This is a genomic window from Mesorhizobium ciceri biovar biserrulae WSM1271 (assembly GCF_000185905.1).
GTDB lineage: Bacteria > Pseudomonadota > Alphaproteobacteria > Rhizobiales > Rhizobiaceae > Mesorhizobium > Mesorhizobium ciceri.
In genome coordinates this window covers 1,424,441-1,440,183 of sequence record NC_014923.1, presented here as the reverse complement: position 1 = coordinate 1,440,183, position 15,743 = coordinate 1,424,441, and the positions used below count along the sequence as shown (strand labels likewise).

19 protein-coding genes are annotated in these 15,743 nt (G+C 63.0%); 9 read left to right on the top strand and 10 right to left on the bottom strand.

Features of this window, described 5'->3' with window-relative positions:
• Window positions 1-257: 257 nt before the first annotated feature.
• Window positions 258-398 carry a DUF1127 domain-containing protein gene (locus MESCI_RS06900; RefSeq protein WP_013529236.1) on the bottom strand — a complete coding sequence of 47 codons (141 nt, stop codon included), beginning with the start codon at window positions 396-398 and terminating at the stop codon, window positions 258-260.
• Between the two features lie 161 nt (window positions 399-559).
• Window positions 560-1,570, bottom strand: a complete 1,011-nt coding sequence (locus tag MESCI_RS06895) for an NAD(P)H-quinone oxidoreductase (protein ID WP_013529235.1) — start codon at window positions 1,568-1,570, stop codon at window positions 560-562.
• A 123-nt stretch (window positions 1,571-1,693) separates the two neighbouring features.
• Between MESCI_RS06895 and MESCI_RS06890 the strand changes: the two genes are divergently transcribed.
• The 3 genes from MESCI_RS06890 to MESCI_RS06880 all read left to right on the top strand — a co-directional run bounded on the left by MESCI_RS06890 (window position 1,694) and on the right by MESCI_RS06880 (window position 3,518).
• Complete coding sequence (locus MESCI_RS06890; protein WP_013529234.1) at window positions 1,694-1,885, top strand: DUF1192 domain-containing protein; 192 nt, start codon at window positions 1,694-1,696, stop codon at window positions 1,883-1,885.
• 89 nt (window positions 1,886-1,974) lie between these two features.
• On the top strand, window positions 1,975-3,222 hold the full coding sequence (locus tag MESCI_RS06885) for an MFS transporter (protein WP_013529233.1): 1,248 nt from the start codon (window positions 1,975-1,977) through the stop codon (window positions 3,220-3,222).
• 32 nt (window positions 3,223-3,254) lie between these two features.
• Window positions 3,255-3,518 carry an ArsR/SmtB family transcription factor gene (locus MESCI_RS06880; protein ID WP_013529232.1) on the top strand — a complete coding sequence of 88 codons (264 nt, stop codon included), beginning with the start codon at window positions 3,255-3,257 and terminating at the stop codon, window positions 3,516-3,518.
• 5 nt (window positions 3,519-3,523) lie between these two features.
• On the opposite strand, the gene MESCI_RS06875 is transcribed toward MESCI_RS06880, so the two are convergent.
• Together MESCI_RS06875 and MESCI_RS06870 are read right to left on the bottom strand one after the other, a co-directional pair.
• Window positions 3,524-4,180, bottom strand: a complete 657-nt coding sequence (locus MESCI_RS06875) for a glutathione S-transferase family protein (protein ID WP_013529231.1) — start codon at window positions 4,178-4,180, stop codon at window positions 3,524-3,526.
• Between the two features lie 94 nt (window positions 4,181-4,274).
• A complete protein-coding gene (locus MESCI_RS06870) occupies window positions 4,275-5,111 on the bottom strand; it encodes an alpha/beta fold hydrolase (RefSeq protein WP_013529230.1) in 837 nt (278 codons plus the stop codon).
• Window positions 5,112-5,209: 98 nt separating this feature from the next.
• On the opposite strand from MESCI_RS06870, the gene MESCI_RS06865 reads away from it, so the two are divergent.
• The 3 genes from MESCI_RS06865 (at window position 5,210) to MESCI_RS06855 (ending at window position 6,638) form a co-directional block, all read left to right on the top strand.
• Window positions 5,210-5,731 (top strand): winged helix-turn-helix transcriptional regulator, encoded by a 522-nt coding sequence (locus MESCI_RS06865; protein ID WP_013529229.1) that lies wholly within the window; start codon window positions 5,210-5,212, stop codon window positions 5,729-5,731.
• A 77-nt stretch (window positions 5,732-5,808) separates the two neighbouring features.
• Complete coding sequence (locus MESCI_RS06860; protein WP_013529228.1) at window positions 5,809-6,042, top strand: hypothetical protein; 234 nt, start codon at window positions 5,809-5,811, stop codon at window positions 6,040-6,042.
• A 164-nt stretch (window positions 6,043-6,206) separates the two neighbouring features.
• A complete protein-coding gene (locus tag MESCI_RS06855; RefSeq protein ID WP_013529227.1) occupies window positions 6,207-6,638 on the top strand; it encodes a GlcG/HbpS family heme-binding protein in 432 nt (143 codons plus the stop codon).
• A 263-nt stretch (window positions 6,639-6,901) separates the two neighbouring features.
• On the opposite strand, the gene MESCI_RS06850 is transcribed toward MESCI_RS06855, so the two are convergent.
• From MESCI_RS06850 to MESCI_RS06840, 3 genes are all read right to left on the bottom strand, one after another.
• Window positions 6,902-7,303: a hypothetical protein gene (locus MESCI_RS06850; RefSeq protein WP_013529226.1), complete on the bottom strand. Its 402-nt coding sequence runs from the start codon at window positions 7,301-7,303 to the stop codon at window positions 6,902-6,904.
• Between the two features lie 233 nt (window positions 7,304-7,536).
• Window positions 7,537-7,719: a 50S ribosomal protein L32 gene (gene rpmF / locus MESCI_RS06845; protein ID WP_008834724.1), complete on the bottom strand. Its 183-nt coding sequence runs from the start codon at window positions 7,717-7,719 to the stop codon at window positions 7,537-7,539.
• A 140-nt stretch (window positions 7,720-7,859) separates the two neighbouring features.
• Entirely contained in the window at window positions 7,860-8,621 is a 762-nt protein-coding gene (locus tag MESCI_RS06840) for a transglycosylase domain-containing protein (RefSeq protein ID WP_013529225.1), read from the bottom strand.
• A gap of 222 nt (window positions 8,622-8,843) precedes the next feature.
• On the opposite strand from MESCI_RS06840, the gene MESCI_RS06835 reads away from it, so the two are divergent.
• From MESCI_RS06835 to MESCI_RS06825, 3 genes are all read left to right on the top strand, one after another.
• The gene (locus MESCI_RS06835; RefSeq protein ID WP_013529224.1) at window positions 8,844-9,761 is read left to right on the top strand and encodes a polyprenyl synthetase family protein; all 918 of its coding nucleotides are present in this window, start codon (window positions 8,844-8,846) and stop codon (window positions 9,759-9,761) included.
• A 146-nt stretch (window positions 9,762-9,907) separates the two neighbouring features.
• Window positions 9,908-10,714, top strand: a complete 807-nt coding sequence (locus MESCI_RS06830) for a class I SAM-dependent methyltransferase (protein ID WP_013529223.1) — start codon at window positions 9,908-9,910, stop codon at window positions 10,712-10,714.
• Window positions 10,715-10,828: 114 nt separating this feature from the next.
• Entirely contained in the window at window positions 10,829-13,168 is a 2,340-nt protein-coding gene (locus MESCI_RS06825) for a response regulator (protein ID WP_013529222.1), read from the top strand.
• A gap of 26 nt (window positions 13,169-13,194) precedes the next feature.
• Here the strand turns inward: MESCI_RS06825 and MESCI_RS06820 are convergent, their stop codons facing one another.
• The 3 genes from MESCI_RS06820 to MESCI_RS06810 form a co-directional block, all read right to left on the bottom strand.
• The gene (locus MESCI_RS06820; protein WP_013529221.1) at window positions 13,195-13,935 is read right to left on the bottom strand and encodes a class I SAM-dependent methyltransferase; all 741 of its coding nucleotides are present in this window, start codon (window positions 13,933-13,935) and stop codon (window positions 13,195-13,197) included.
• A gap of 44 nt (window positions 13,936-13,979) precedes the next feature.
• Window positions 13,980-14,795, bottom strand: coding sequence for a Stf0 family sulfotransferase (locus tag MESCI_RS06815; protein ID WP_013529220.1), 816 nt, complete (start codon window positions 14,793-14,795; stop codon window positions 13,980-13,982).
• Between the two features lie 88 nt (window positions 14,796-14,883).
• Entirely contained in the window at window positions 14,884-15,738 is an 855-nt protein-coding gene (locus MESCI_RS06810; RefSeq protein ID WP_013529219.1) for a lytic transglycosylase domain-containing protein, read from the bottom strand.
• Between the last annotated feature and the right edge of the window lie 5 nt (window positions 15,739-15,743).

Here is a 15,743-nt window from a genome sequence, read left to right as displayed (position 1 = left end):
GGGCACCCCTGTCATGCCGGAGCCGCTGCTTCCATCAGGGTTCGCCCTTGTGAAAGCGCCGAGCCAAGATGCCATGCAGGAAACTGAGGTCAACCCTGCTCGATGGCCGGTATCGGTTGGGACGGTCGTTGATCTCCCGCCCAAAACGACAAAACCCGCCGGACTGGGTCCAGCGGGCTCGGAACCGCGACAAAGTTCGTCTGGTGCGGCTCTGGCTTCCACGGCTTGGGCCCGCCGGAGCGGACCAGGACGTGGCTTTAGATAGCCCTGCGGGCGATCTTTTCGATGTCGGCGCGGTTGATGCCGAGATCGCTGAGCTGACGTGCGTTGAGACGGTTCAGTTCGCGGACGGTCTCGGTGTACATACGCCAGTTACGGAAAGCGCGGATCGGGTTCATGGTAGTCCCTCCAGAATGATGTTCGTTTCGATGGTGCTCAAATAGGCGTCATCGATGAGGACTTGAATGGCTGATTTTGCATAGCAATGATGCAAATGCTGCATTGCAGCATTAAGCTTCTGTTCATCTTGTGGGCAGCGAGGCGCTGACCTCGCGCGCTGTCAGCCTACGTCGAGCACGATCTTGCCGATATGCTCACCCTCTTCCATGCGCTCATGCGCCCGCCAGGCTTCGCTGAGCGGGAAGATCATGTCCATCACAGGGGCAACCTTGCGCGTGCCGAGCAGCGGCCACACCTGCGCTTCCAGCGCCGCCGCGATCGCCGCCTTGAACTCGACGGTTCGCGGCCTCAGCGTCGAACCTGTGTGGGTAAGCCGCTTGACCATGATCTTCGAAAAGTCCGCGCTTGCGACAGCGCCGGCCTGAACGGCGATCTGGACGATGCGGCCTTCGACCGCCGCGGCCTCATAATTGCGCGCCACATAGTCGCCGCCGACCATGTCGAGGATGACATTGGCGCCTTTGCCACCCGTTGCCTCCTTCACCGCGGCGACGAAATCCGCCTCGCGATAATTGATCGCCCGGTCGGCGCCGAGCTTCAGGCAGGCGTCGCATTTCTCCTTGCTGCCGGCAGTGGTGATGACATAGGCGCCGAAGGCGGAGGCAAGCTGGATTGCTGTCGTGCCGATGCCGGACGAGCCGCCATGGACGAGCAGCGTCTCGCCTTTCTTGAGGCCGCCACGCTCGAACACATTGTGCCAGACGGTGAAGTAATTCTCCGGCACCGCCGCGGCTTCGGTGTGGGTGAAGCCGGCGGGCAACGGCAGCACGCTCCCTGCATGGACCTTGACATATTCGGCATAGCCGCCGCCGGGCGTCAGCGCACAGACGCGGTCGCCAATGCGCCAGCGTGATATGTCGTCGCCAAGGGCGGCGACTTCACCCGATGCCTCGAGGCCCGGCAGGTCGGATGCGCCGGGCGGTGGCGGATAGGCGCCTTTGCGCTGCTGGACGTCGGGCCGGTTGACGCCGGCGGCATGCACCTTGATCAGGATCTCGCCGGGGCCGGGCTGCGGCACGTCGCGTGTTTCCGGCTTCAGCACCCGAGGGCCACCTGGCTCCGAGATCGCGATGGCCGTCATTCTTGCCGGAATTTTCTGTCCGCTCGCCATGAGATTTCCCGTCTTTCCTCGCCGTTATCCGACCGGCTGTTTGCATCGACGCCCCTGCCCTATGTATGCTGATTGCCAAATCAGGCAAATGGCCAATCTGGTCTTGGTGGAGGAGGAGCGACGATGGCGATCTTCGACGACGAACCCAAGAAGAAGGCGCGCCCGCACGAGATCGGGCAGGACCTGTCATTGCTTTCCGTCAGCGACTTGACTGAGCGGATCGGCATCCTGCGCGAAATCGCCCGCCTGGAAGCCGAACTCAAGGCCAAGGACACCACCAAATCCGCGGCCGAAGCACTGTTCCGCCGCGGATAGGCGCTCGGGCGTAAAGCCCGCCGCCGAAAAGCCCGAATGCGACTGTCTTCAGACGCAGCGTCCCCGCCAAACCTGAGCCGGATCAACCAATGTTCGCAACCTACCGACCGATCCTCTCGCTGCTTCGCGGCACCGCTTTCCTGCTCGCGGCATCTGGTTTGCATGGGCTGCTTCTGCCCCTGCGCGGTCAGCTGGAAGGCTTCTCGACCGCATCGCTCGGCCTGATGGGCACGGCCTGGGCCGGCGGCTTCGTCACCGGCTGCTTCTTCGCACCGCGCATCGTGCGCCGCGCCGGCCACGTGCGCGCCTTTGGCGCCTTTGCCGCATCCGGCGCCATCGTGGCGCTGCTCACCGGGCTGATCATCGACGAGTATGTCTGGATCCTGCTGCGCGCCTTCACCGGCTTCACCATGGCCGGCGCCTTCATGGTCATCGAAAGCTGGTTGAACGAGAAGGCCACCAACGAGAACCGTGGCACCGTCTTCGGCCTCTACATGATGGTGACTTATGGCTCGATCATGGGCGGGCAGATGATCGTCGCCGGCGGCGACGTGAAGTCCGCGTCGCTGTTCATGATCACCGGCATCCTGTTTTGCCTGTCGCTCATTCCGACGGCGGTCTCGACCGCCTCCCACCCCAAGCCGCTGCAGGATGTCTCACTTGATGTCAGGGGCCTTTATGCCAATTCGCCGGTGTCGGCGGTCGCTTGCGTGTTGATCGGCATCGCCAACGGCGCCTGGGGCACGCTTGGCGCGGTCTATGGTGCACGCATCGGCATTTCCACGGCCGAGATCGCCCTGATGATGAGTCTTGTGGTCGTTGCCGGTGCCGCCATGCAGCTTCCGGCCGGGCGCCTGTCCGACAAGACCGACCGGCGCTTCGTGCTGGCGGGGGCGGCTTTCGGCGGGGCCTTCTTCGCGCTAATGATCTTCCTGTTCGAGCCACGCTCCGGCGTCTTCGTCATCGTCTTCACCGCCGCTTATGGCGCCTTCGCCTATACGCTCTATTCCATCGCCGTGGCGCATGCCAACGACCACGCGCGCTCGGAGGATTTCGTCAAGGTATCTGGCGGGCTGTTGCTGCTCTATGGCTTCGGCACGATGATCGGACCTTTGCTTGCGGCTGCCCTGATGGGCTGGATGCGCCCGGAAGGTCTGTTCCTGGCGACCGCCTTCGCGCATCTCTGCCTGGCGGGCTACACGCTGCTGCGCATCAGCCGCCGCGCGCCGGTGCCGATCGGGGATCGTGACGCCTTCAAGACGCAGCCGGCCGACCGTTCGGTCACCCCGGAAGCATTGCGGCTTGATCCCAGAAGAAAAGCAGAAGCAGACGGTTGAGATTCGAAAGGCTTTGCCTCACTAATACAGGCATGATGTTTTCCGACGCCTTCATGGCGATTGCCGATCCCAACCGGCGCCATCTTCTGGAAGAACTTCGCCGCGGCCCGAAAACCGTCACCGAATTGGCCGCCGGCTTGCCGGTCTCGCGCCCAGCCGTGTCGCAACATCTGAAAGTGCTGCTCGATGCCGGCCTGGTCCACGCCAAGCCGGAAGGAACAAGGCGCGTCTATACAGTGAGCGGCACTGGCTTCCTCAAACTCAACATCTGGCTCGATCAGTTCTGGGAAGCCTGACCCGATCAACCGTTGTTGTAGGGGAAGAACTTGAAGTAGGGCTGCGCCTCCCCGATCACCCGAGCGAAGGCGGGGCGCTGCAGCAGCCGGTCGTGATAGCGCTTCACAGCCGGGTACCTGTCGCCCAACGGCTCGACCTTGTTGGCATAGAACAGCGCGGGGGAGGCTGCGCAATCGGCCATGGTGAAGCTGTCGCCCATCGTCCAGATCTTCGACTGCATGTCGTGTTCGATGATGGCGTAGGAATTGCGCAACTGGTCGCGAGCCTGCTCGACGCCGAACGGGTCGGTCTTGTCGCCGGGACGCAACCGGTCGCCGACAATCTTCTGCATCGGCTCCTGCACATAGAAATCATAGAAACGGTCAGCTTGGCGGACGGCCAACGCCATGTCGATCTCGGCGGGAACGAGGTCGACCGGCCCCGGATAGTGCGCGGCCAGATATTCGACGAGGATGCTCGATTCCAGCACCGTACGGCCACGCGCATCGTCGCGCAGCGCCGGCATCTTGCCGGCCGGCGAAATCTTCAGGAAGGCCTCGCGCGATTCAGCATCGCCAAGGTCGACGATGACAGGCGTGAACGGCGTGGCGTTCTCGTAGAGCGCGATCAACGGCTTCCAGCAGAAGGAGGCCAGCGGATGGAAATGAAGTGTCAGGGACATTTTTTGCTCGTCTGTTTCGTGGATTGTCGGTGGCCGCTACCATGCGGCACGCCTGTTGCGGTTAGCCTTGTCCGTCAAACCAGCCTATGCTGCTTCAACCGGCTTGGACATGCGCGATGATCGCTGCGGACATCTCGGCCCAGTCGTCCGGATGCAGCTCGTGGCCGCCACCTTCGATGCGAATGAGTCTTGCGCCGGTGACCGTCTCGGCCAGCGCCTCGCCGTGTTCGACCGGAAAGATCGGATCCGCCGTGCCGTGAATGACCAGCAGCGGCGCCGCGATCTCGTGCAGGCGGCCCTTCCAGGCGTCGCCGCCCTTGAGCATGAAATGGTTGGTCGCGCTCAGGAAGCCGCCGGAGCGGTCGTAATCCTGCTCGACAAAGGCCCGTATCCCCGCCGCATCGAATGGATGCGTGGTGCTGGCGATCGCCCGCGCATCCCTGACGATGAAATCGACCACCTGGCCACGGTCCGACCAATCGACTTTGGCGCCCTCGGCCGAGTGTTCCATGTAGGCTTCGGTCGTCCCGGGAAGGCCGGATGTGTCGATTCCCACCGGTGAACTGCTGATCACAGTCAGAGATACGACACGCGAGGGATGTTTCAACGCCACAAGCTGCGCGATCATGCCGCCCATCGACATCCCGACGACATGCGCCTTGCCGATGCCGTGGTCGTCCAGAACATGCATTGCATCGTCGGCCATATCATCGAACGTGTAGGGCGGCTCTCCCGGCTTGTATTTCGTCGAACGGCCGGTATCGCGATTGTCGTAGCGGATCACGAACAGGCCGGCACCGGCCAGTTTCCGGCAGAACGCCTCCGGCCACCACAGCTTCGAGGCCATCGCTCCCATGATCAGCAACAGCGGCGGGTTCGCCGGATCGCCAAAGACTTCGGATATAATCTCAGGGCGTTCGGTGGTCCTCATCACGCAGTCTCCTCTCTGCAAAACTGATTGCATTTTGCAATCGGTTGCACGATAATAAAACTGCTACGATAATGCAACCGGTTTTGGAGAAAAATCTCATGAGCATGGATCGCCGGTCCGGGTGCCCGATCAATCTGTCGCTGGAAGTCTTCGGCGACCGCTGGAGCCTGATCATCCTTCGCGACATGATCTTCGGCGGCAGGCGCCATTTTCGCGAGCTGCTCAACGGATCGATGGAAGGCATCGCCTCCAACATCCTCGCCGACCGGCTGAAGCGCCTGATGGAGCTGGGCATGCTGACCAAGGCCGACGATCCCTCGCACAAGCAGAAGGCGATTTACAGCCTGACCGAGATGGCGATCACGCTGGTTCCGATCCTGGCCCATCTCGGCGCCTGGGGCCGCGTCTGGCTGCCGGTCAGCGACGAATTGTCGATCCGCGCCGAACTGCTGGAAAAGGGCGGACAGCCTATGTGGGACAAATTCATGGACGAGTTGCGGCACGAGCATCTCGGCATGCCGCTCGATACAATGTCTGGCCCTTCTGTCCGCGCGACCTTGCAGGCCGCCTACGAGGCGGTGGTTGCCAGCAAGGCCCTCGCCGCCAGCCCGGCCGCGTAACCAACTTATTTTCCCGTTTTGGGGCCGGCTCTGCTAGAAGAAGCGGAAAATCACAATTCACGGGATTGGATAAGGTCTTGGTTGAGAACTCTCGGGATGCTGCGCGCGCACGCGCCGACCTGCGCTTCAAGAAGCAGGAAGAGGCGGCAACCGTCCGCCAGAAGGCGATGGCCGAATACGCCGCCGAGAGCGATGCCCGCCAGGCCAAGACCAACAAGCTGCGGGCACTGCGTCTCGCCAAGGAAGCGGAAGACCTCGCCAACGCGCCGGCGGAACCCGCCAAGAAACCGGCCCGCGCCAAGAAGAAGTAGCCCAGCCACGTCCGGAGCCATACAAGCGGCAACGCTTATCCGGATGAGCGGGCGAAGGCTGCTTTCCATCCTGCCTTTTCACGCGAAGCAATTTCAACCGGAACGGGGATGTTATCTCGCCCGCCGACGATCGATGATCGACGCGTTTCAAACAGGAGACCGCCATGACCGCACTGCCGCTCGAAAAAGCCAGGCAAATCATCGAAACCGCCTTTGCCAAGGGCTCCGATCTCAAGCTCAAGCCGCTCGGCGTCTCGGTGCTCGACGCCGGCGGGCATCTGGTCGCCTTCCAGCGCCAGGACGGCGCCTCGTTCCTGCGTCCGCAAATGTCGGCCGGCAAGGCCTATGGTGCGCTCGCCATCGGCATGGGCTCGCGCAAAGTCGAGGCCTTCGCCAAGGAGCGCCCGCATCTCGTCGCCGGCATCTCGGACGTCTCGGGCGGGCGCGTGCTGCCGGTCGTCGGCGGCGTGCTGATCCGCGACAAGGCCGGTGCCATCATCGGCGCCGTCGGCATTTCAGGCGACACGTCGGACAATGACGAAGCCGCGGCAATCGCCGGCATCGAGGCCGCCGGTTTCACCGCCGATCCGGGGTGAGGTCGGGAACTTCGTCATCCACGGGCGGAGCAGGAGCGAGGCTCCGTCGCGCAGACCCGAGGATCCATTCCGTAACATCAGCCGTAGAGTGCAGCGGAGCAGAATTCTGGACCGCTGAAACGCTCACGTGTCGCGGCTTGGACCCTGGGGTCTGCGCCGCGTCGCTACGCTCCTTGCTACGCCCTGGGATGACGACGTTAGGGGCGTTTGCGCCAACTGTCAGCGCAAGCGCCCGTCAAACTTCCGCCTTCCGCGCCGGGGACCTAATTCAAATTGATGTCCCGGCTGGCCGACCGCATCGACACCGCGAATCCGGCCAGCACGTCGAACAGCGCGATGACCATCAGGGTGAAGAAGACGGAATGGGCCGCACCCTTCACCAGCAGGAACTCGACCAGGAAGGCCACGAAGACCAGCGTCGACAGAAGATGGTCCATGATCGAGGCATTGGTGGTGCGCACCGACTTCGCCATTTCGAGGAACAGAAAGATCAGCCCGATCAGCACCATCAGATCGCCAAGCGTCATCGAGAACACGCCACCCGACATCATGCTGAATGAGAAGACCTCGCTTGCCCACGGATCGTCACCGCTGCCGAATATTCCCAGCAGTCCGAGATTGTAGAGCACGAAAGGCACGATCAGCAGCGGAATGGCACCGAACATCTGGCGTCTCCATGTGGGGGCAATCCTTTGTAGAATGCGCCACAGGCACGCCGTCAAGATGTTTCGATGGCAGCGTTGAACACGGTCGAAGACCGCACGCAACAACAATGTCAGCCGGTTGCCTGCAACGATTGCCGCCCACGCGTCGAGATGCGCGCTACCCCGCCCCCCAAACGCAAAAGGACCGGCCATTGGCCGGTCCTTTTGGAATTCAAACCTTTGGAAGGCTGGTCTCAGCTTTCCTTGGGCGTCAACACCTGGCGACCGCGATACATGCCGGTCTTCAGGTCGATATGGTGCGGACGGCGCATTTCGCCGGAATTCTTGTCCTCGACATAGGTCGGGGCCTTGAGGGCGTCGGCCGAGCGGCGCATGCCGCGCTTGGACGGAGATGTTTTACGTTTCGGAACGGCCATGGATATGCTCCACTACATGGTCAAAAGCCCCGCCCGCCCTCGTGAAAGGGCCATGTCGGGGCCTAAATCTGAGAAAGTCGGGTGCCTATACACGCCCTGTGCCGTTTTGGCCAGCACTGGCGCGAATTTTTTTGGATCGGCTAGCGGAGACAACCGACATAGGCGCCCGAGCGGCCGGCTCGCCGCTCGATCAGATTGGCAAGCCGCCTCAGGCCAGGCCCGGGCTTGGCCGGATTGCGGGCGATCGGATTTGGCAAAGAGACCGCAAGCAGGGCGGCCTGCCGTCGCGACAGCTGTTTTGCCGAGACGCCGAAATGGTGCTGTGCCGCGGCCTCGATGCCGTAGATGCCCGGCCCCCACTCGGCGATGTTGAGATAGATTTCCATGATGCGCCGTTTCGACATCACCGCATCGAAATAGACGGCCAGCGGCAATTCGACCACCTTGCGCACCGAGCCCAGCGGCCGCGACCAGAGATACAGGTTCTTGACCGTCTGCATGGTGATGGTTGAGGCGCCGCGCGTCGCTTCGCCGGCCAGCGCATCGTCGACGACGCCTCTCAGCTCGCCGAGATCGACGCCACGATGAAAGCAGAACTGCCCGTCCTCCGACATGATGACGGAATTGGCCAGCACCGGCGACACGTCATCGATCGACACCCAGCGGCGGTCGTAACCGGAGAAGGTCGCCAGGTCCTTCAGCATCAGCGTCGAGACAGGATGCACGAAGAACGGCAGGTACAGAAATGTCAGCACGACCGGAATCAAAGCCAGCACCGCGGCCACGACGATGCCGCGCCGGACCCAGCGCTTGAGACCACGGCGGTTTACGCCCCGCGATCTCGTCGCCATGTCCAGCTTTTCGGTTTCATGATCGACGATCGGTTCCGCCAAGCCGCCCAACCCGTGCCAGAGAGCTCGTTTTGAAACGCGTTCCTGTGAGTCATGTGACGGTGTTTTCGAGAACCGGAGCGGAGCGTACATTAGAGTACGCAAGCACCGGAAGCGCAGAAAACGCCCTCAGATGACCGCAGGAGTAGAGTTTCCGAACGGGCTCATACTGCTCCGGCATAATGGCGCTTGCCTTCTTGCGCAACGTCTGAGTGTCGGCTACCGGTCCCGGCCATGACGAATGACGACCAAATGGCGTTCGAAATGGCGCTGATCAGGCGGGCAGCCGCCGTCGAGGTGCTGCTGCGGCGACTGCTCGACGACCGCGCGCTTTCGGGCGAGATCGCCCGGCCGGACCGGCTGATGGCGGCGATGCGCCATGGCGTGCTGAACGGCGGCAAGCGCCTGCGGCCCTTCCTGGTCATGGAAAGTGCCGCCCTTTTTTCCGCCGACGGCGAGGCGGCACTGCGTGTCGCCGCCGCACTTGAATGCGTGCATTGCTATTCGCTGATCCACGACGATCTGCCCGCCATGGACGACGACGACCTGCGTCGCGGCCAGCCGACCGTGCACAAGGCCTTCGACGAGGCGACCGCGATCCTGGCCGGCGACGCCCTGCTGACGCTGGCCTTCGACATCATTGCCGGCGAGTCGACTGCGCTGCCGGCGGAGCGGCGGGCAGCCCTGGTGCTGGCGCTTGCCCGCGCCGCCGGAGCAGGCGGCATGGTCGGCGGCCAGAAGCTCGATCTCGAAGCCGAACAGACGCCGCCGGACGAGGCCGGCATCATCCGGCTGCAGGCGATGAAGACCGGCGCGCTGATCCGCTTCGCCTGCGAGGCAGGCGCCCTCATCGCCGGCGCCCCGGCCGATGACCGCGAGCGGCTGGCCGAATTCGGCTCGGCGATCGGTCTTGCCTTCCAGCTTGCCGACGACCTGCTCGATTTGACCGGCGACGCCAGCCAGATGGGCAAGGCGACCGGCAAGGACGCCGCCGCCGGCAAGGCGACGCTGGTGGCCTTGCATGGTGCAAATTGGGCACGCGGCCAGCTGCACGGCCTCGTCCAACAGGCGCATGCGCTGCTTGAGCCCTATGGCGACGATGCCCAGTTGCTGAAAGAAGCGGCGACATTCGTGGCGGCGCGTAACAGCTAAGGTTGGTGCCAGCCGGAACATCGAGCTGATTGCACGCACGTCCCCGCCGGCCGGTTCTGAAATAGAACTTGAGCGGAAGCCTGCCGAGGCAGAGGATTGACATCCGCACGGCAAGCACGCGGTGCGGATAAGAGTTGGAGGATGCCATGTCGACCACCGACAAGCTGTTCAGCGGTTCCATTCCCGAGATCTACGACCGGGCGATGGTGCCGCTGATCTTCGAGCCATATGCGCGGGATCTGGCGGAGCGGGTGTCGAAGCTCGGGCCGCAATCGGTGCTCGAAGTGGCGGCGGGCACCGGTGTGGTGACACGTGCGCTCGCAGCAAAGCTGCCGGCGCAAGCGCGCATCGTGGTCACCGACCTCAACCAGCCCATGCTCGACCACGCACGCACGCGGATGGTGGACGATCCTCGCATCACCTGGCAGCAGGCCGATGCTCAGGCGCTGCCCTTCGAGGACGCACAGTTCGACGCCGTGGCCTGCCAGTTTGGCGCGATGTTCTTCCCCGATCGGGTGGGCGCCTACGGGCAAGTTCGGCGCGTGATGCGGCTGGGCGGACACTTCCTGTTCAACGTCTGGGGTGCCATCGAAGAGAACGAGTTTGCCGATGAGGTGACGCGGGCGCTCGGCCATTTTTTCCCGGCCGATCCGCCTCGCTTCATGGCAAGGACACCGCATGGCTATCACGATGCGGACGTCATCCGCGCCGACCTGCATGCTGCCGGCTTCCGTAACATCACCATAGAGCCGCTGGATGCCGTCAGCGCCGCTTCCTCGCCATATGAGGCGGCCACGGCCTATTGCCAGGGCACGCCCCTGCGGGCCGAGATCGAGGCGCGCGGTGGCTCGCTGGAGGAGGTGACGCGATACGTGGCGAATGCCCTTGGGAAACGGTTCGGGGAAGGCCCGGTGAGTGGCCGCATCCGCGCCCTCGTCGTGGAAGCGGCCTAGGCGCGCTGTCCATCCGGCGGCTCGCACGGCTCGCCTGCCCGCACGAACGAAATTTTAATGTAAATGAAGCGTAATCCCGGCCATTAAAATGGTGCGTATGTGTTGGGGTTGCGCATGCCTGAATATTCGTCCTTCATCCGGTCGGTCCGGATCCGCTATATTTCAGGGTTGCTGATCTTCGCGCTGGCTTCCGCCGGCATCGTGATTGCGCTTGATCGCGTCAATTCCTTTCGCCGCGACATCGATGCGCTGAGCAGCAATCTCGTCATCTTCACCCGAGACCTGCGCAACGCGACCAGCTTTGCCGAGACGACCGGCACCGCCTGGCGGGCGGAGACACGCGATGCCCTGACCACATCGGCGCGCGGCCATTCGGAGCGCCTGACCGGCGAGATCGAGACGCTGACCGCCCAGCTTGCGGCGATCAAGCCGCGGCTGTCGATCAAGACCGTCGACGAACTCCAATCCGCTTCAGTTAACGGCGATCTGTTCTGGTCGCCGCGCGACATGGTGCGCAATTTCAACCTGATGTCGGTGGCGCAGAAGGTCGACGAGTGGAGCTATCGCGAAATCCGCAACCAGAATGACCTGTTCGCCCAACCCATGCTGGTTCGCGTCCGCACCGCCATGGATGATGAGCGCCATCTGGCCGATGCCTCCAGCGACAGGCTGTTGTTGTGGGCCAGCGGCATCCTGTTCGCGGCCCTTGCCATCGTCGCCTTCTGGATTTTCCGCCCGATGGAAGTGGCGATCCGCCGCGCCTTTGCCGAATCCGCCGAATCCCTGTTCAAGGCCGAGGCCGCCGACCGCGCCAAATCGGAATTCCTGGCCAATATGAGCCACGAAATCCGCACGCCGATGAACGGTGTGCTCGGTATGGCCGAACTGCTGGCCAAGACCGATCTGACCCCACGCCAAAAGACCTTCACCGACGTTATCGTGAAGTCCGGCAACGCGCTGCTCACCATCATCAATGACATCCTCGATTTCTCCAAGATCAATGCTGGCCAGCTCACCCTCGACCCTGCTCCCTTCCGCCTTTCCGAGGCGGTCGAGGACGTGGCGACGCTGGTCTCTGCTCGCGTCGCCGAAAAGAACCTCGAACTGATCGTGCGCGTCGATCCGCGCCTGCCGGCCCATGTCGTCGGCGACGCCGGCCGGTTCCGGCAGATCATCACCAACCTGCTCGGCAACGCAGTGAAGTTCACCGAGAAGGGTCACGTGCTGATCGATGTCGGCGGCGAGATCGTCAACGACGTGGTCCAGCTCAAGATCCGCGTCGAGGACACCGGCATCGGCATACCGGCCGAGAAACTGCAGAACGTGTTCGAAAAATTCGCGCAGGTCGACGGCTCGTCCACCCGCCGTCATGAGGGCACGGGGCTGGGCTTGGCCATCGCAGCACGCCTCGTCGACCTGATGGCAGGCAAGATCGGCGTCGAGAGCGAGATCGGCCGCGGCTCGGTGTTCTGGTTCGCGGTGCCGCTGCCCGCGCATCAGGCCGCGGCGCGCGACGAGATCGTGCCGGTCGACGTCACCGGCGCGCGCGTGCTGGTCATCGATGACAATCCGGTCAACCGCGAAATCCTGCTCGAGCAGCTCAGAAGCTGGAGCTTCGACTGTGCCGCCGCCGAAAGCGGCGCCGTCGGCCTGGCCTTCCTCGACCGCGCCTTTCAGTTGGGCGCCGCCGTCGACTGCATCATCCTCGACTACCAGATGCCCGGCATGAACGGCGCCGACGTTGCCAGGGCCATTGCTTCCGACAGCCGGCTGTCCTCCATCCCGGTGGTGTTGCTGACCTCGGTCGACCAGGTCGATTTCGGCAAGATGATCATCGACTTCGGCATTGCCGCGCATTTGACGAAGCCGGCGCGCTCCGCGGTCCTGCTCGGCACCGTTATCTCGGTCGTGCAGAAGGCCCGTTCGCAGGTCGGCAAGGCGCAGTTTGTCCGCGAACCGATCGTCCAGGCTCCCCCGGCAGCGCCGCCTGCCTTTACCGTCATCCGCGGCCCGGCGCTGCCAGTCGCGGCAGCACCGGAATCGACAACCACGCCGAACGGACCGATCGACATCCTGATTGCCGAGGACAACGACGTGAACCAGCTGGTCTTCGGCCAGATCCTCAATGGCTTGGGCTTGAGCTACCGCATCGCCGGCAACGGCCGCACGGCGGTCGAGATGTACCGGGCGCTGCGCCCCAAGCTGATCCTGATGGACGTCTCGATGCCGGAGATGAATGGCTACGAAGCGACCCGCGCGATCCGGGCCATGGAGACCTCGACGGGCACCCACATTCCGATCATCGGCGTCACCGCGCATGCGCTGAAGGGCGATCGCGACAAGTGCATCGAATCGGGCATGGACGACTATCTGCCGAAGCCCGTTTCGCCCGACCGACTGGGCACCAAGATCGGCACCTGGCTCAGCGAGACCGTGGTGGCCAAGACGGCGTAAAAGCCGGCCCTATTGGTCAGGCCGGATCAGCGCAACCGGCCGATCGGGATGATTTCCGGCGAGGTCACACCATAAGGTGTGCCCTGCCAGTCACCCAGCCACAGCTCGACCAACAGGCCAGTCTCGTCCAGCATCCCCGCAAGATCTTCCTTCTTGGGGAACGCGATCTTGGATTCGGCGCCCAGAACAGGTCTACCGCCCGGAATGTCATAGAAGGTCGAGTAGGTGACGATGCCGGTAGCGGCATCGTGTTCGGCATCATACCAGGCTTTGACCGTGCCGAGGCCGGGATGTGTAACTGCCCGTTCGGAGCGCTGCGGTGTCCATTCCAGCCATTCCTCCTCGGCGGGATTTCGTGTGTCGAAAATGAAGAGCCCGCCGGGAGCGAGATGCTCGGCGATGGTGCCCAGCACCGCCATCTGATCCTCGCCTGTCAGGAAAACCTGGAACGCATGCCCGGTGAGCAGGACCAGGTCGAAACGCCGCCCGAGCCGAACAGTTCGCGCGTCGGCCTCGACCCAGTCGACCCTGTCGCCGCCGGCCCTGCGCCGCGCCACGTCGAGCATCGCCGATGCCGGGTCAACGCCAGTGACATTATGCCCATCGGCAAGTTCGGCAGCCAGTTGGCCAGTGCCACAGCCGAGATCGAGGACCGAGCCGCGATTTACGGCAAGACCGATACAGTAATCAAAATCGGCACGGCCGCTTTGGTTCTCGATATCATAGAACTGGACGAAGTCGGGATCGCTGTAGATAGGGTCGGTCATAGTCTCTGCCCATACTCCAATTTCCAGCTGCAGCCCATCAAGCGTCAGGCGGCTGCGTCCAGACGATAGCGGCGCATCCAGTCGAGGCTCGTGTCGTCGGAGAGCTTTGCAACGCCGGGCCTCACGTCATCGGCATTCGGCGCTTGAACGCCCAAGACTTCGCAGATGCCTAGCAATGTCGCCGCCGGATTGCTCGAAAGGCGCTCGTAGCCAACCCGATGCGGGGATATGCCTTGTGCTGCGAACCAGATGTTCCAGGCCGCATCATAGGTCTCGAGTTCCGCGACCTCACGCCTGATCCGCTCGAAATCATATTGGGGCTCTTTCGGCGGTGCGACCCTTTCGATCTCGGTACCGTCGGGAGCGATATGCCAAAGACCGGTCTGCTCTGCCTTGATCAGGGAGACAGCCTGCGCAAGCTTGTCTTCCCGCGAGAGGTGTATGTAGAGAACATTGCCGAATGCTCTTTCGAACCGTGCTCTGTCGGATGGCCGTTTTGGGAAAATCCGGTCGAGGATCGCCGAAAGCTCATCCAGATTTTCGCGCATCAAGCGGAGGCCGAAGAGGCCGGTCCCACCCTTACCGGCGGCGATCGCGGCATCGAGATACGCGGCATCGAATTCGAGCTCGCTCATCGCGGCGCGATCGGGCAGCTTCCACTCTTCGGCCCACTCCACCACGTCCTGGCGCCGATAGAATGAGTGTGGATCGCCGGCCGTCTTGGTGGATGCCAGAAGCTTGCACAGCAGCGTGCTTCCGGTCCTCGGTGTGCCGCAGATAATGTATCCATCGAACATGTTGTGCCCACGCGGCTTGTCAAAGGCAGGGGCTGTCGCTCCTGGTAAGATGGCCGCCGCCATAGCTGAAATCCTTGCTGGATGCGACGTCACGGCTGTCGCTTTTTTAAATGCCTCTCTCAGACAAAACACCCTGCCGGCAGGGGTCAAATCACCGGTTGCGCACCACCACGCATGCCCCACCGATGCTTTGCAATTTCTGGCAGATGACGTTTGCATCGGCGCGGTGGTCGACACCGATCCTGACCGCATAGATACCCCGCCGGCCGATTGGCGTGCGCACCCGGCTGACCACGGGATCGTGCCCGTTGAGCAGGGCCGGGAACCGGCTCCTTACCCTGAGCCACTGGTTGATCGCGGCACTGCGGCGGAAATTGCCGGCCACCTGGATGCCCCATGGCTTTACGTTGATCGAGGCCATCGCCACGGTCCGCGACATGATCACCGGCAGTTTTCGGCAAGCGACGGCAAAATCCGCCTTAGCGTCGAGCGGTTCGACCCTTCCGGCATAGGCTCGGTCGGTGAACTTGTCGGCTGGTTCGCCCATGATGTCGAAGACATAGCTTTCGGTTTCCATCGGCAGGAAACCGCCGGAACTGAGCCAGCGCGACACCCGGCTCTCGCCGGCATTGTAGGCGGCGGCCGCCAGGCCGAGATTGCCGTAGCCGGTTTTCATTTCGGCGAGATATTTCGCCGAAGCCGGGATCGCCTGATTGATGTCGAAGGAATTGGCAAGCCCGCGCATCTTGGCGGTTCCCGGCATGAACTGGGCAATGCCTTCGGCGCCGACGGGACTGACTGCGTTGGGATCGAAACGGCTCTCCTTCCAGATCAGCCGGGCGAAGAAATCCCTGGGCAAACCATTCTGGTCGGCATGCGCCTGGATCAGGTTGCAGACCTTGTCGATAAGCCGTTGCTTGGCGGATTGCGGCGGATCGGCCTGAGCCAGTGTCGACCAGACTAGCCCACACAGCAGGACCAGCGTCGCCCACAGGAAACGCTGCATTTGAC

Bases quoted from the DNA above. Each gene is read 5' to 3' on its own strand.
- MESCI_RS06900 (WP_013529236.1), bottom strand. From the start codon at position 398: ATGAACCCGATCCGCGCTTTCCGTAACTGGCGTATGTACACCGAGACC.
- MESCI_RS06895 (WP_013529235.1), bottom strand. From the start codon at position 1,570: ATGGCGAGCGGACAGAAAATTCCGGCAAGAATGACGGCCATCGCGATC.
- MESCI_RS06890 (WP_013529234.1), top strand. From the start codon at position 1,694: ATGGCGATCTTCGACGACGAACCCAAGAAGAAGGCGCGCCCGCACGAG.
- MESCI_RS06885 (WP_013529233.1), top strand. From the start codon at position 1,975: ATGTTCGCAACCTACCGACCGATCCTCTCGCTGCTTCGCGGCACCGCT.
- MESCI_RS06880 (WP_013529232.1), top strand. From the start codon at position 3,255: ATGATGTTTTCCGACGCCTTCATGGCGATTGCCGATCCCAACCGGCGC.
- MESCI_RS06875 (WP_013529231.1), bottom strand. From the start codon at position 4,180: ATGTCCCTGACACTTCATTTCCATCCGCTGGCCTCCTTCTGCTGGAAG.
- MESCI_RS06870 (WP_013529230.1), bottom strand. From the start codon at position 5,111: ATGAGGACCACCGAACGCCCTGAGATTATATCCGAAGTCTTTGGCGAT.
- MESCI_RS06865 (WP_013529229.1), top strand. From the start codon at position 5,210: ATGAGCATGGATCGCCGGTCCGGGTGCCCGATCAATCTGTCGCTGGAA.
- MESCI_RS06855 (WP_013529227.1), top strand. From the start codon at position 6,207: ATGACCGCACTGCCGCTCGAAAAAGCCAGGCAAATCATCGAAACCGCC.
- MESCI_RS06850 (WP_013529226.1), bottom strand. From the start codon at position 7,303: ATGTTCGGTGCCATTCCGCTGCTGATCGTGCCTTTCGTGCTCTACAAT.
- rpmF (WP_008834724.1), bottom strand. From the start codon at position 7,719: ATGGCCGTTCCGAAACGTAAAACATCTCCGTCCAAGCGCGGCATGCGC.
- MESCI_RS06835 (WP_013529224.1), top strand. From the start codon at position 8,844: ATGACGAATGACGACCAAATGGCGTTCGAAATGGCGCTGATCAGGCGG.
- MESCI_RS06830 (WP_013529223.1), top strand. From the start codon at position 9,908: ATGTCGACCACCGACAAGCTGTTCAGCGGTTCCATTCCCGAGATCTAC.
- MESCI_RS06825 (WP_013529222.1), top strand. From the start codon at position 10,829: ATGCCTGAATATTCGTCCTTCATCCGGTCGGTCCGGATCCGCTATATT.
- MESCI_RS06820 (WP_013529221.1), bottom strand. From the start codon at position 13,935: ATGACCGACCCTATCTACAGCGATCCCGACTTCGTCCAGTTCTATGAT.
- MESCI_RS06815 (WP_013529220.1), bottom strand. From the start codon at position 14,795: ATGGCGGCGGCCATCTTACCAGGAGCGACAGCCCCTGCCTTTGACAAG.
- MESCI_RS06810 (WP_013529219.1), bottom strand. From the start codon at position 15,738: ATGCAGCGTTTCCTGTGGGCGACGCTGGTCCTGCTGTGTGGGCTAGTC.